General features: G+C 69.6%; 7 protein-coding genes and 1 pseudogene. All 8 read right to left on the bottom strand.

What is annotated here, in order from left to right:
• Positions 1-29: 29 nt before the first annotated feature.
• The 8 genes and pseudogenes from ACWGJB_RS45065 to ACWGJB_RS45030 all read right to left on the bottom strand — a co-directional run bounded on the left by ACWGJB_RS45065 (position 30) and on the right by ACWGJB_RS45030 (position 14,732).
• A complete protein-coding gene (locus ACWGJB_RS45065) occupies positions 30-2,441 on the bottom strand; it encodes a ricin-type beta-trefoil lectin domain protein (protein ID WP_453385839.1) in 2,412 nt (803 codons plus the stop codon).
• 46 nt (positions 2,442-2,487) lie between these two features.
• Positions 2,488-4,320: an RICIN domain-containing protein gene (locus ACWGJB_RS45060; RefSeq protein ID WP_453385838.1), complete on the bottom strand. Its 1,833-nt coding sequence runs from the start codon at positions 4,318-4,320 to the stop codon at positions 2,488-2,490.
• A 69-nt stretch (positions 4,321-4,389) separates the two neighbouring features.
• Complete coding sequence (locus ACWGJB_RS45055) at positions 4,390-5,940, bottom strand: arabinofuranosidase catalytic domain-containing protein (protein ID WP_453385837.1); 1,551 nt, start codon at positions 5,938-5,940, stop codon at positions 4,390-4,392.
• 71 nt (positions 5,941-6,011) lie between these two features.
• The gene (locus ACWGJB_RS45050; RefSeq protein ID WP_453385836.1) at positions 6,012-7,664 is read right to left on the bottom strand and encodes a glycoside hydrolase family 27 protein; all 1,653 of its coding nucleotides are present in this window, start codon (positions 7,662-7,664) and stop codon (positions 6,012-6,014) included.
• Between the two features lie 48 nt (positions 7,665-7,712).
• The gene (locus ACWGJB_RS45045; RefSeq protein ID WP_453385835.1) at positions 7,713-9,140 is read right to left on the bottom strand and encodes an arabinofuranosidase catalytic domain-containing protein; all 1,428 of its coding nucleotides are present in this window, start codon (positions 9,138-9,140) and stop codon (positions 7,713-7,715) included.
• 401 nt (positions 9,141-9,541) lie between these two features.
• Positions 9,542-11,002 (bottom strand): annotated as a pseudogene (locus ACWGJB_RS45040) (endo-1,4-beta-xylanase); the annotation flags it as partial.
• A 68-nt stretch (positions 11,003-11,070) separates the two neighbouring features.
• The gene (locus ACWGJB_RS45035; protein WP_453385834.1) at positions 11,071-12,219 is read right to left on the bottom strand and encodes a ricin-type beta-trefoil lectin domain protein; all 1,149 of its coding nucleotides are present in this window, start codon (positions 12,217-12,219) and stop codon (positions 11,071-11,073) included.
• Positions 12,220-12,278: 59 nt separating this feature from the next.
• The gene (locus ACWGJB_RS45030; protein ID WP_453385833.1) at positions 12,279-14,732 is read right to left on the bottom strand and encodes an RICIN domain-containing protein; all 2,454 of its coding nucleotides are present in this window, start codon (positions 14,730-14,732) and stop codon (positions 12,279-12,281) included.
• Between the last annotated feature and the right edge of the window lie 227 nt (positions 14,733-14,959).

Genomic DNA, 14,959 nt, shown 5'->3' with positions numbered 1-14,959 from the left:
AGGGGGTGGGCGGTCTCGGCCGGCACCGGTCACTCGCGCGCCCACGTCTGATTGCCGGCGCCGGTGCACGTCCACAGCTCCAGGAGGGTGCCGTTGGCCGTTGCCGCGCCGGTGGCGTCCAGACACAGGCCGGACTGGGCTCCGGTGATCGTGCCGTCGGCGTTGAGCGTCCACTTCTGGTTGCCGCCGCCGGTGCAGCCGGAGATGTCGACCTTGGTTCCGGGGCTGGTGCCGCTGCCCGCCGCGTCCAGGCAGGCGTTGCCGTAGACGCGCAGTTCACCGGCCGGTGTGCTGGTCAACTGCTGGTTGCTGCCGCCGTTGCAGTCCCACAGCTCCACCTGGGTTCCGGAGGTCTGCGACTGGTTGGGCACGTCCACGCACCGGCCTGAGGCGGCCCCGACGAGCGGGCCGGTCGTGCCGCCTCCTCCGCCGCCGCTGCCGGGGGTGAGGGACAGGTTGTCGAACTGTGCCGTCTCGCCCTGGCCGGTCGCGTAGCCGACCTGTCCGCCGGCCCAGGTGCGGTCGTTGGCGGAGCCGACCGTGGAACCGTCGATGACGGCGCTGATGGTGGTCCCGGAGAAGGTGAGCGCGAGGGTGTGCCACCGGTTGGTGCCCAGTGCCGTGGTCGTGCCGTGGGCGAGGGTGGTTACGGTGCCGTTGGTGTTGGAGTTCAGGATCGACCAGGCACCGGTGTCGTTCACCCGCAGGTGGTAGGCGTTGAGCCCGCCGGTGCTGCTGTAGTCCTGGCCGTTCGCGCGGCCGATCAGCTCGGCGTATCCGGGCTGTTCGAGCAGCACGTCGGAGGAGAGGGTGTAGTTGCTCCAGCCCACGTCGCCGAGCAGGGCGTGCGGATCGGACAGCGCGTCCCAGGTGATGGGTTTCTGGGGGCTCATCTGACGCACGCACTTGCCGCCGCGGCCGCCGCCGCAGGCCGTCACCTCGAAGGCGCCCTGCCAGTCCATGAGGTACTTCGCCTCGGTGCCGGTGGTGGCGTAGCCGTCGAAGGTGTCGCTGTACGGCAGGCTCATGGCGCCCTGGGCGGGGCCGGTGGCGGTGCCCTTGCCCTGCCCGGTCGTGGTGGTCAGGGTGTAGACGCGATGGGGCTGCACGGTCAGGCTGAAGCCTCCGCCGGAGGGGGTGACGTCGGCGGTGTGCACGAAGTAGTCGGCGGGATTCGAGGAGTTGACGTCGGTAGACCAGATGTGGACGGTTCCGCTGGACAGGCCTCCGGCGACGGTGAGGTTCAGGGTCTGGGCGCTGCCGGCGTCCATCGTCTCGATGACGGTGGAGTAGTCGGAGTTGTCGGGGGACTTCAGCGAGACGTAGCTGCCGTTGTTCCGGCTGCCTCCGATGTAGCCGCTGGAGGAGTCGAGGTACTTCCAGCCCGGGGCGGTGAACTGGCTGGTGTGCGCCATGACCCAGGTGTTCTTGCCGATCGCGTAGTGGCCGGACCACGGCTGTGCGGCCAGGGCGAGGCCCATGGTGGGGTACGGCAGGTTCGGTGTGATCGCCGCGACCACCGGCCAGTTGAGATACGCGGTCATCCGGCCGTCGATGTATCCGCGGTTGATGCCGCGGGCCATGGCGGGTGCTCCCCCGTTGTAGTCGTCCGAGCCGTTCTCGCTGGCCCACAGGGGCTTGACGGACGACGTGGCGGCCGACGGCACCGAGCAGTCGGACTGGGAGGAGCGGTAACCGCAGGGGTAGTGCGTGCCGATGACGCTCACCGCGGCGGCGAACGCCGGGTTGGAGTCGGCGTCGTTGGCCACGGACCAGTCCGAGTCGGCCGCGACGATCTTGACGCTGCCGTAGCCGTTGGAGTTGAGCGCGCTGCGCAGTTGCTCGTACCAGGAGACGTTGTAGCCTCGCTCGTTCCATCCGCCGAGGTAGTCGATGGCGAGGCCGTGCTGTTTGGCGCAGCCCAGCCATGAGACCAGGTAGTTGACCATGTCGGTGGACCAGAAGTTCCCGCCGCCGATCCAGCCCGGCGCGCCCCAGGCGAGCCCGTAGAGCTTGATGTCCGGGTTGCGGGCCTTGCCCTGCTCCATGAGCCACCATTCGTAGCCCCGGTCGCAGTTCAGGTCGGAGCGGGTGTGCTGGTGGCTCGGCTCGGCGCCGGAGGTGGAGTTGGTGTCCCCGCCGATCTCGGCCTTGAGGATCTGCAGGGAGGCCCCGTAGCCGGGCTTGAAGAGGTAGTCGAGGATCTGGCCGCGCTGGGGCTCGGGGTAGTCGATCAGGAGTCTGCTGTTGCCGCCGCCCCCGCTGATCGCGCCGACGCCGTCGAAGGCGCGTCCTGCGGACGCCCCGTTGATGGTGATCGAGGTGGCGGCGTGGGCCGGGGCGGCGACGGTGCCGACGAGGCCGCCGGCGGCCAGGAGGAGGCCCGTGAGCACGGCGGTCGAGGCGCGCAGGCGCCGCAGCAGCCGTCCGATTGCTGACACGGTGGGTTCCTTTCGCAGGTCGGTGGGGTCCGCGTGGGGTGCGGTATCAGCGGACGACGAAGTCCTGGTTGGTGCCCGGCGCGTTCTTGCACTGCCACTGGTCCAGTTGCTGTCCCGCGGTGCTGCCGGCGCCGTAGACGTCCAGGCACAGGCCGCTGTTGCGGTTCTGGAAGGCGTAGGAGCCGTCGGACTGGCGCAGGGGCAGCCAGAGGGCGTTGGCGGCTGTGCCGGGAGCTTGCTGGACGATGTCCGGGGTGCCCGCCGTCGTGGAGGCGCCGGCGACCGCGACGTCCTGGCCGGAGTGCTGGGCGCGCAGTTCGCCGTAGCCGCCTGAGGCCGGCAGGAACTGGAACTGCTGGTTGCCCTGGCCGTTGCAGGTCCACTGGTCGACCACGGCATCCGCGGCGGTGGAGTCGCCGTACACGTCCAGGCACAGGTTGTCATTGGCGACGACGAGTTGGTGGTAGCCGTCCGGGAAGTCCGTGCCGCCGGAGGAGGCCGGGGTCAGGTAGACGGCGAACGCGTCGTGCGTGGCCTGGAAGGTGAGCGGCACGGTGAGCGAGCCGCCGGAGGCGCTCACGTTCTGGTCGTACACGGTCTGCGGCGCGCCCAGCGGCGTCTGGTCGGGGATGCGGTGCACGGTGACGTGGACGCTGCCGGCGTTCGTCAGCCAGGGCACGGAGGACAGCCCGTCGAAGGTCACGGACGCGGCGCCGGTGTACCCGTTGGAGTCGCCGATGAGCGCCACCGCGCGTCTGGCGGCGGAGTCCTCGGAGGCGGCGATGGCCGCGGAGCCGACCTGCCCGGAGGTGCCGACGAGGGTGCCCGTCATGTCGGCGTAGTCCCGAAGCGCCCACCAGTTGCCGGTCGGCTGCCAGGTGCCTCCGCTCTGGGTGAGCACTCCCGTCAGGTTCGGGGTGGTGCAGCACACCCAGTTGCCGCGCATGGCGTTGGTGTACCCGGACTGTGCGAACCGGGCCAGGTACCAGGCAGTCACTCCCGCGGTTTGCCGGTCGGCGGGCTGGTACTCGTTCGAGGACAGCGGCAGCGGGCCGATGCCCGCCGCGCTGAGGGAGCTGCGCAGGGCCTGGGCGACGGTGACGGGGTCGTCCACGTCGCCCTCGTTGTGGTTGGTGATCATGTCCGGCACGGTCCCGGCCGCTTTCACGTGCGCGAGCCAGGTCTGCCACTCCCCCGGGATGCGCTGCGGGGTGAAGGCGAGGGACGGCCCAACGATCTGCGCCCCGGGGGCGATGCGCCGAATCTCCCGGTAGGCGGTGTCCCACATCTGGAAGTACTGGGCGCTGTTGACACCCCGGGTCCAGAACACGGAGATGTCCGGCTCGTTCCAGATGTCGTAGGAGAACCCGAGCCCCGACGCCTGCAGGGCCCCCACCGTGGAGTCGATGAAGCTGATCCAGTTCGAGCAGTCGCCGTTGTCACACGGATACCTGGTGTTCGAGGGCTGGCCGCCGTTGACGCCGTAGATGTCGCTGACCAGCACCTGGTACTGCGCGTGGTAGGGCGGCCGGGTGAGCCGCCGGGCCTGCGCGGTGATCGAGTCGAGATCGGCCCGGGTCGCCGACCCGTACTGGTAGCCGTCCCTGATCCAGCCGCCGGAGAACCATCCGCCGCCGCGGAACGCGTTGATCCCCAGCGGTTGGAGGAACTGGTCGGCGGGCTGGGTGCCGTCCTGGCTGATGCCGTAGAGGAACCCCTCCCCCACGCCAGTCGACGGTCCCCGGGCCGAGGCCAGGTCGACGCTCAGCGACGTGCCCGAGGCGGCCTGGCTCGGGGCCGTCGTCAGCAGCGCCAGCACGAGTGTCAGGACGATGCCGGTCACCAGGGCCGGAAGGCCGGGTCTCGCTGTCATCCTCATCCGATCCTCCTGGGTCGGGGCGGCGGCGGGATGCCCCCGCCCCGGAGTCGGGCGTGGTGGCTCAACGGGTCAGCTCAGCGTCCATTTCTGGTTGGACTGGCCGTTGCAGGTCCACAGCTGTACGAGGGTTCCGTTGGCGGTGGCGGCGCCGGACACGTCCAGGCACAGCCCGGACTGGGCGCTGGTGACGGTGCCGTTGGTGTTGAGCGTCCATTGCTGGTTGTTCTGGCCGTTGCAGGTCCAGGTGATGGCCTTCGTGCCGGGACTGGTGCCCTGTCCGGAGGCGTCCAGGCACAGGCGGCTGCCTCCCAGGGAGACGGTCAGCTCACCGGAGGCGCTCTGCGACCAGGTCTGGTTCGCCGCGCCGGAGCAGTCCCGGACCTGCGTCTGCGCGCCCGGCGTCGTGGAGCCGCCCGGTACCTCCAGGCACTTGCCGGCGCCCACCGCGTGCAGCGCACCCGTGGTGCCGCCCCCGCCGCCCGGCGTCCCGTAGCCGGCGGCGGTGATACTGGCCTGGACGGCGTTCTCGGTGGCGTCGGCGGGATAGCCCGCCGTCGTCGCGCCTTCGAAGAACTCGCCCTGTCCTGAGGGGCTGTTGTCGCCACCGGTGCCGAGCAGGACGGAGCTGTCGACCTTCATCGGTGAGTAGCCGTTGGGCAGTGGGCCGGAGAAGGTGGTGGTCAGTCCACCGCTCGCACCGTCGCCGTACTTGAGGGTGAAGTTGCTGGTGCCGTTGTTCTTCAGCCACGCGCTGACGAACGGGTGGTGCACGCCCTGGTTGTTCGGGTCCTTGTTGGAGCCGGTGTTGGTGTGGAACATGCCGTTCTCCAGGTCGGCCTCGACCCACGGGCCGCTGCCGGTGCAGCCGCCGAACCAGCAGGCGTTGCCCCAGTAGATGGCGTTCATGGTGGCGTTGCCGGTGTCGGTGTGGGAGTTCTCGCCGCTTCCGTAGTCGAAGCAGCACCACTGGTTGGTGAGGTTCGACGAGGTCACCATGTAGATGCCTTCGGGCTGGGAGCCGGTGGGGACACCGCTGGCGTGGTCGATGCGGTAGCCGACACCGGGGGTGACCTTGACGCCGAAGACCTGGTGGCCGGCCGCGGTCACCGGCAGGGCCATGGCGTCGGCTCCCACGTCCGATCCGTTGGGGCCGGGCCCTTTCCAGTAGCCGCCCCAGGAGATCGGCAGGTCGTTGTGGCGGGTGGTCTGGTCGTAGATCTTCGTGATCGTGCACGAGGTGCCCGCGCAGAACGAGACCTGGGAGGCGGCGTCGGCGTACCCTCCCGCGCCGAGCACCCCGATGTCGCGGTAGCCGTGGTCGGAGGCCCGCTGGATCTGGTACAGCGGGCCGTCGTACGCCGCGAAGAGCGCCCTGGTGGTGGAGTGGGCCGTCACGCACGGCGTTCCGCCGGCGGCATAGATGTCGCACGGCAGCGACGCGTCGGCCGCGGGGCCGGGGGCCGCCCTGTGGACGGCGATGCTGGTGCTGGTTGGCGGGGACGTGGCGAAGGCCGGGGTGCCCAACGCGGCCAGGGCCATCGCCAGGGCGATCAGGAACGGGGCGATCGGGAACGCGGCCGGGAAGCGCCTTCGCCGGCGATCGGCTGTTGATCCGGGCAAGGAGTCCTCCTGTGTGGCGGTGCCGCCGCACGGCGGCACCGAAGCTGCCGGTGCCGAGGGGCAGGGGGGAGTCAGCCCAGCGTCCACTGCTGGCCGCTGCTCCCGTTGCAGGTCCACAGCTCGGCGAGGGTTCCGCCAGCCGTGGCCCCGCCGGTGACGTCCAGGCACAGGCCGGACTGGACGCCGGTGATCGTGCCGTCGGAGTTCAGCGTCCACTGCTGGTTCCGCTGACCGTTGCACGGCCAGATCTCCACCTTCGTGCCCGGCGTGGTCTGGTTGTCGTAGGCGTCCAGGCACGTCTGGGCGGTGCCGGAGTAGACGGTGAGCTGGTCGGATGGGGTGTGCGTCCAGGTCTGGTTGGCGCCGCCGTTGCAGCTCCAGATCTCCACCTGGGTGCCGGCGGTCGTGGTGGAGTCGGGTACGTCCAGGCACTTGCCCGCGCCGACGGCGTGCAGTTCCCCTGTCACGCTGGTGCCTGAGCCGCCGCTGGTGCCGCCCGCGACCCGGTACATGACCGTGCCGTGGGCCGGTACCGAGGCGCTGATGGTGCCGGAGGTGGTCGAGGACCCGCCCGACCACAGGTCGGTGAGGGTGTAAGTGGACGCCCCGGTCTTCCCGATCGCGGCCGCGGTGGTGGTGATGGTCGCCGTGGAGCCCGTCTCGTTGAACAGCGCGACCGACACGTCCCCGCCTGCGAGCGGCTTGGCCAGCACGTCCAGGCCGCCGTTGGACGACACCATGGTGCCCTGCTTGCCGAGGGCGTCCTGGTCGACCGCGATGACCCGGGAGTTGGTCAGTGTGGACAAGGTGGCGGCGCCGGCCTGGGGGATGTTGGTGCCGGCGATGAGCGGTGCGGCCATCTCCGCCCAGAGGCTGAACTCGCTGCGGTTCTCGGTGGCCGTCATCGAGCCGTTGCCGACCTCCAGCATGTCCGGGTCGTTCCAGTGGCCGGGTCCGGCGTAGGAGACCAGTCCGACGTTGCTGTGGAAGATCGACAGCATGCTGGAGAAGTTCGGGCTGATGTCCCCGGTGGTGCGCCAGCTGTTGCCCACGTCCGCGCCCCAGGTCCACACGTTCTCCTGGCCCCAGTTGCACAGGCTGAACAGGATCGGCCGGCCGGTGGCCGCCAGAGCGTCCCGCATCGCGGTGTACCGGGTCCGTGCCGGCACGCCGGTGTTGTTGCAGTTGTCGTACTTGAGGTAGTCCACGCCCCACGACGCGAACGACTGCGCGTCCGTGCTCTCGTGGCCGAGGCTGCCCGGGTATCCCGCACAGGTGGCGGTGCCGGCGTCCTCGTAGATCCCCAGCTTCAGGCCCAACGAGTGCACGTAGTCCGCGGTGCCCTTGATTCCGTCGGGGAACTTCGCCGGGTCCGGCACCAGGTGGCCGCCGGAGTCACGGTTGTGGGTCATCCAGCAGTCGTCGATGTTGACGTACGAATAGCCCGCCGCCTGCATGCCGTTGGTGTGCATCGCCTGGGCGGTGGACTTGATCAGCGACTCGGAGACGTCGCAGCCGTACGCGTTCCAGTCGTTGAAGCCCATCTGCGGACTCAGGGCGAGTCCGTTGCCGAGGGCGGCGGCGGGTTGTGCCGTACCGGGAGCGAGCAGGGGTGCGGCCACCGCGAGCAGCACGGCCGAGAAGGTGAGCGCCAGGGTTCTGCGCAGGGACAGCAGTAGGAACAGCGGCTGAAGGCGTCCGGCCCTCACCGTGGTCGTGAGCATAAGTCATCGACTCCTGGACCGAGTTGAGTTGGGGAAACTGACAGCTGTTCAGCGATAGCCGGCGGCGGTGACGTTGGCCTGCACCGCGTTGTCGGTCGCGTCGGAGGGATAGCCTGCGACGATGGCCCCCTCGTAGAAGGTGCCGGCGCTCAGGTTGGCGCCGCCGCCGGGCTTGCAGCAGTCGCCGCCGCTGCCCAGGACGATGGCCCCTTGTTTCTTCATGGGGCTGTAGCCGCCGGGCAGCGCGCCGTCCCACAGGGTGGCCAGGCCGCCCGACTGGGCGTTGCCGCCCTTGAGGGCGAACCTGGACGTGCCGTTGTTCTTCAGCATCGCCGTGACGAACCTGCCGGCGAACGCCCGCTGGTCGGGGTTCCAGGACTGGCTGCCGCCGGGGTACAGCCCCCATTCGAGGTCGGCCTGCACCCAGGGACCGCCTCCCGAACAGCCGCCGAACCAGCACTCGGTACCGAAGTTGATCGCGTCCATCGCCCCGGCCGCGTCGGCCTTCCTGGTCGTCTCGCTGTTGCCGTAGTCGAAGCAGCAGCCGCCGTTGACGTGGGTGCCGCTGGTCACCATGTACGCCCCTTCGGGTGCCGCACCGGTCGGCACGCCCGTCAGGTGGCCGTCCCGCCAGTAGCTGTTGCCGGGGTTGATGTACAGCGAGTACGCCTTGGTGCCCCCGGCGGTCAGCGACTCGGAGGTCGCCTTCGCGGGGCTGCTCTGACTCGATCCCGGGACCTGGGCCGAGCCCTGGTACCACAGGTCGTTGCCGCGTCCCGACTGGTCGCGGACGACCGTGATCACGCAACTGGTGTCCGCGCAGAAGGCATCCTGGGCGGCGGCGTCGGCGAAGCCGCCGGGCGCCAGCACGCCGATGTCCCGGGTCGCGCTGTCCGAGGCGCGCCTGACCTGGTACAGGGGGCCGTTGTACGAGCGGTAGAGGGCGCGCACCGTGCTGTGCGCGGCGACGCACGGGGTACCGCCCGCGGCGTAGATGTCGCACGGGCCGGACCCATCGGGCGCGGGTGGGGCTGTCGACGTGGTCCACTTCTGGTTGCCCTGGCCGTTGCAGGTCCACAGGATGACCGCGGTGCCGTTGGCCGTGCCCGCCCCGCTGACGTCCAGGCAGAAACCGGACGCGGCACCGATGAGGGACCCGTCGGAGTTCTGTCGCCACACCTGGGTCGCCCGCCCGTCGCACGAGCGGATGACCGCGGGGGTTCCGGGGGCGGTCCGGCTGTCGTAGGCGTCCACGCAGCGGGTGCCGTCCATCGTCCTCAGTTCACCTGCCGAGGTCACTTCGAACGCCTGGTTGGCCTGGCCGTTGCAGTCCCAGATGTCCAGCGTCGTGCCCGGCGTGTCGACGTTTCCCTTGACGTCCAGGCACCGGCCCGACGCCGAACCCACCAGGGGTGCCGACGCCGCCGGCGCAGACCATGTCGGCCCGGTCGCCAGCAGCATGGCCAGCAGCCCCATCACGCATACGGCGGCGGCCGCCGGTAAGCGCGAGGCACGAGCGGTGGGGCGACAGGGCGGAGCGGATGAAGGCTGCATTCTGTGTCCTCGCATGGGCGGGGGAAGGGGACGGAGAGTGCCGTGCCTGTCCGAGAGAGCTCGCAAGGGGTGTCGACCGCTCCTGTCAGCGTGCCCGAGAGCACTCACAGGGAACACTCATACATCCCATGTCGCATAGTGATCCCACAGGCTCAACGCCCTGTCAATAGGCGACTCTCGGCGACCTGCCGCTTGATACATCCCATGTCTAGCTAATGATGAGACCGCCTGAGGGCATGCCGAAACCCGCGCCCGGCGACCGCCGCCGTACCGGGCGCGGGTGTTCGCTTTCAGGCCCCTACCTCGCGCCGATCACCTCAGCCGAAATTCCAGTGCTGATGGGCGCCACCGTTGGAGTCCCAGACCTGGACGGGGCTCCCGTTGGCGGTCTGCTCTGCGGGCACCTCCAGCGCCCTGCCGGAGGCGACGTTGGTCAGGGTGTACGAACCGTCGCCGTTCCGGCTCGCCCTCCAGTGCTGGTTCGCACCGCCGTTGGCGTCCCAGATCTCCATCCGCGTGCCGTTGCCCGTCTGACCACCCGGCTCGTCCAGAACCCGCCCACTGCCGACATTCGTCAGCGTGTACGAACCATCGCTGTTCTGGCTCGCCCGCCACTGCTGGTTCGCACCGCCGTTGGCGTCCCAGACCTGCAGGGATGTGCCGTTCGCCGTCTGCCCGCCCGGCACGTCCAGCGCCCGGCCCGCGGCGACGTCGGTCAAGGAGTACACCGTGCCCGAGACGATGCCGCCCGAGTTCCCCCCGCTGCCGCCCAGCGCGCTCAGGACTGAGTCGTAGGCGGGCTTCTTGTTGCCTCCGCCGTCGAACAGCAGGGGGTTGTCCGCGCTCCGCCAGGAGTCGCTGTCCCGGATGCCCCAGACGGTGATACCGGTGCAGCGGGCCACGTTCATGCAGGCTTTGACGGTGTTCGCGTACGCCGTGGTCGGTGCCTGGGCGATGTCCAGTTCGGTGATCTGTACGTCGACGCCGAGCGCGGCGAAGTTGGACAGGGTGGTCTGGAAGCTCGACGGCGGGCCGCCGGTGCCGAAGTGGGACTGGAAGCCGACGCAGTCGATGGGCACGCCACGGGACTTGAAGTCGCGCACCATGGCGTAGACGCCCTGGGTCTTGGCGTCCGACCAGTTCTCGATGTTGTAGTCGTTGTAGCAGAGCTTGGCCGAGGGGTCGGCGGCCCGTGCGGTGCGGAAGGCCTCTTCGATGAAGCCGTTGCCCAGCACGTTCTGGAACACCGAGCTGCGGTGCTGGCTGCTGCCGTCCGCGAACGCCTCGTTGACCACGTCCCAGGCGTGGATCTTGCCCTTGAAGTGGGTCATCTCGGTGGTGATGTGGTTGTCCATCACAGTGCGCAGGGTGTTCGCGTCCGTGATAGAGCCGACCCAGCCGGGCAGCTGGGAGTGCCAGACGAGGGTGTGGCCGCGCATGTGCTGTCCGTGGGCGGTGGCGTGGTTGACGATCTGGTCGGCGGGGCCGAAGTTGAACGAGCCGCGGGAGGGTTCGGTGGTGTCCCACTTCATCTCGTTCTCCGGGGTAATCATGTTGAACTCCCGGTCGAGAATGGTGGAGTAGGTCGCGTCACCGAGCTTCCCGGCGGCCACGGCCGTGCCGAAGTAGCGGCCGCTTTCGGCCGCTGCCGCGCCCAGCGTGCCGGAGGCGGCGTGCGCGGCGGGGTTGGCCGGGCCGGCAAGAGCCAGTGCCGTGCCGGCTGTCAGTCCGACGGCCAATGTCAGGACGTTGCGCAGACGGGGCTCTTCGTTGAGCCAGGACATGAAGGATCAGTCTCCTTGTGTGGGGGGACGGGGTACCGGCCGGGAGTCGGTGCCCCGGTCGGGTGGGGTCACTGGGCCGAGGTGACCGGCAGCGCGGTCCATTGCTGGTTGGCGCCGCCGTTGCAGTCCCACAGGGCCAGTTGCGTTCCGTCGGCGGTGGACGAGCCGGGGTCGTCGAGGCAGCGGCCGGAGGCAGGATTGCGGTAACCGCCGTTGTATGCCTGCCATTGCTGGTTGCTGCCGCCGTTGCAGTCCCAGATCTCGATCCTCGTGCCGTTGGCGGTACCGCGGCCCGTCGCGTCGAGGCACCTGCCGAGCGCCCGCAGGGTGCCGTCGGAGAGCACGGACCACTGCTGTGCGTCGGAGCCGTTACACGTCGCGATGTCCGCGGCGGTCCCGTTGGCGGTGCTGCCGCCGTTGACGTCGAGGCACTTCCCCGCGATTCCGGAGCGCACCTCACCGCCCGCCGATGCCGGCGGCTTGATCCAGTCGGCCGAGTCCGCGGCCTGGACGCCGGCATTGAAGGCGTCCGCCATCTTGCGGAAGCCGTTGTCGTTGGGGTGCAGGGCATCGGATAGATCCGCACTTGTCAGAGCGCTCATGTCCACCAGCCGTACGTGTTTACCGGCGGCCTGCTCGACCTGGACGATCCCAGGGAGCTCGGCGTTGAACGCGGGACGGGCGGCCTCCTCGGTGCCGCTGGTGGAGACGATCACGGTGCCCACGAGGACGGTCGCGTCGGGGGCGTCGCGGGTGATCTGGTCGATGAGCGCGCGGAGCCGGTCGGGGGCGGTCGGAACCTGGTAATTGCCGTTCAGGTCATTGGTGCCGATCTCCAGGGTGACCACGTTCGGGCGGTAACGGGCCAGCACGGAGTCGGCGATGCCGGCGATCTGGTCGATCCGCCAGCCGGAGTGACCTTCGTTGTCCGGGTCGGACATGGTGCCGTTGCGGCCCGAGCCGACGAAGTCCAGAGCATGCCCCTCGGCCGACAGCTGGTTCGACAGGAAACCGCGGTAGCTGTTCCCGGACGTGCTGCCAACGCCCCAGGTGATCGAGTCGCCCAACGGCATCAGCCGCAGGGGGGCGGGCGCGGCGGCGGCACCTTCGGCGGCGGGCGGCGCCCCGGTGGCGGTGGCGGACACCGCGGGTGGTGCGGCGCCGATGGCGAGCGCGGCCGTCAGCGCAGCGGCCAGGGATACCGGGTACTTCTTCATGAGCGTTCCTCACTGGTGCGGGACAGTGGGTGGGGTGAACGAGCACACGAATCGATCGGTCAGCGGGGGGTGAAGTCCTGGTTGGTGCCGACTGTGTTCTTGCAGGGCCATTGGTCCAACTGCTGGCCGGGGCTGCTGCCGCCGCCGTAGACGTCCAGGCACAGGCCGCTGTTCTGGTTCTGGAACGAGTACGAGCCGTCGGACTGCCGCACCGGCAACCACAGACCGCCGGCCGCTCCGCCCGGGGCCTGCTGCACGATGTCGGGCGTACCGGCGGCCGTCGAACCACCGGAGACCGCGACCACCAGCCCGGAGTTCTGCGCCTGCAGCTGCCCGTAACCACCGGTGGCCGGCACGAACTGGAACTGCTGGTTGCTCTGCCCGTTGCAGGTCCACTGGTCGATCGCCGCGCCGGCGCTGCCGGAGTTGCCGTGCACGTCCAGGCACAGGCTGTCGCTGCCGATCACCAACTGGTGGTAGCCGGCGGGGAATCCGTCTGGGCCGCCGGAGGACTGGACTCCTGCCTCCTGGATGACCTGCCGGGCGCCCTGCGGCCAGTTGGTGCCGCCGACCTGGACGTTGCCGGTGAGGACGTTGTTGTGCGGAGGCCCTGTGGCCACGTAGGTGTTGCCGCCGTTGTACCAGTTACCCGCGAAGGTGCTGTCGTCGGTGTGGTTGTTCGCGTCGGCGTTGGTCAGCGCCCAGTTGCCGGCGTCCTGCACCACGTTGTCCGACACCGTCAGGTAGCGGGAGCCCTCGTCGAGGTACAGGGCGGTGGTGTGGTTGTTGTCGTACATGTAGTTGTCGGAGATCACCGACCCGGGGCTCGCGGACAGGTTGTAGATGCTGCCGCCGTCGAACATCGCGTTCTTGGTGTCGTAGATCAGGTTGTGCGAGACGGTGTTGTTCTTCAGCGTCGTCGGTGTGCTGTAGACGGGCTGGTAGGTGTACGTGCCCCGGTCGACGTAGTCCTGGCTGCCGCCGGGATCGTTGACGCCCCAGCCCCAGCCGATGTCGATGCCGTCGTAGGGCAGGTGGTCGCACTGGTTGTGGGTGATCGTCGCGTCGGTGACGTAGGTGGACAGGATGGCGGCGGTCTCCTTGTAGTCGGTACCCACCCCGCTGACCTTGTTGTTGCTGATGGTGATGTTCTGGTTGGTCATCTGCGGGTTGCCGGGGTGGTGCGCGTCCGGCTGGATCCCGCCGACCTGGATGCCGCTGCCGGCGATGTCGGTGAAGGTGTTGCCGGTGACGGTGATGTCACTGGCGCCGAGTCCGGTGCCGGAGGCCGTGGCGACGCCGTCGTTGCCCACGCCCAACCCGGCCTGCCCGAGTTCGGAGAACGTGTCGCCGGAGAAGGTCATGCCGGTGGCGGCGGAGACCTGGACGGCCGCGGGCATCTGCGCCCAGTGGTTACGGGTGGCCTCGAACTGCTTGCAGCCCGACGTGCAGGTGCTCAGCCAGTTCGCGGGCATCGCGTAGTCACCGGTGATGTGCGCGCCGCTCTGCTGGTCCGCGTAGCCGTCGGGTCCGCTCGGGCCGAGCCAGGAGGTTCCCGTGAACCGGATGCCGGTGAAGTCCAGACCCGCCACCGGTGAGCCGTAGCTGCCGCTGATGCCGAGCAGGTTCTGCAGCCTGGGCAGTTCGACGTCGAGGCTGTTCGGGTTCTGTCCCGGCTGGGCCCGGTAGTACAGCTCGCCGGCGGACGAGTCGAGATACCACTGGCCGGGCTGCTGGAGGAACGCGTAGTTGTTCTCCAGGTACATCGTCCCGCCGGCGAACGGCGCGTTGATGGTGTCGTAGCCCCAGGAGTTGTTGTTCCACGCGGGCTGCCGCATGGTGATGGTCCTGCCGCTGATCGACTGGACCGGCGCGTAGCGGTCGGTGAAGGAGTTGACGCTCTCGACTTCCATGTGGCTCTGGTCCGAGAGGCCGGCCAGGTAGTCGAGGGAGGAGTCGGTGACGGTCAGACCGGTCTGGGTGAAGGCGAAGGCGGACCGGGGCACCTGGATCGCCGCCCGCGGTGCCTCCTTGCCGTCGACGTAGAGCTGGCGCGTGTTCACGCCGGTACCGGCATGGACCGACCAGATGCTCTCCGCCTGATCATGCACCTCCCAACCCGTTATCTGCTGGGCACCGGTCACGACCGGCTGCTGACCGGACGCGCCCTGGTAGGTGATGGTGTGGCCGTTCTGGCCTCCGTCGCCGGAGCCGAAGGTCAGCGGCTCGGACAACCGGTAGGTTCCGCCGGCCAGGTGGACCACGACGTCCGAATCGGCCGACAGCCGGTGCGCGGGCTGCCGCGCCTGGTCGATGCCGGCGAACGGCTGCTCGGCGGTGCCGTTCCCGCCAGGTGCCGCGTCCGGGGCCACATACAGGTCGGCGATGCCCGCCTGGCGCTGTGCCGGCCCGGCGTACGCCACCCCGCCGGTGGCCGGGCCGCCGCCGACCAGCAGGGCGAGCAGAGCTGTGGGAACGGCCCGCAGGCCGCAAAGCTCTCTGGCTCTGGACATGGTCATCCTCCGTTGATGGCGCGTGTCGCCCTGTGGTGCGAGGCATTGCGGCGTTTCTTCGCCGTGCGAGTCACCCGTATGACGCGCGCATCCGGGGGGGGGTGGCCGGTGTCCGCATCTGGTGACGAGTGGTGGGGGGGGCGGGGGGGGGGGGGGGCGGGGGGGGCCGGCGGGGCTGGGGTGGAGGGGGGGCGGGCGGGGGTGGTGGGCGCGGGCGCGGGCGCGGG

It is taken from the genome of Streptomyces sp. NPDC054813, assembly GCF_053611365.1.
The sequence above is the reverse complement of the archived record's forward strand: the minus strand, read 5'-3'. Positions and strand labels throughout refer to the sequence as shown.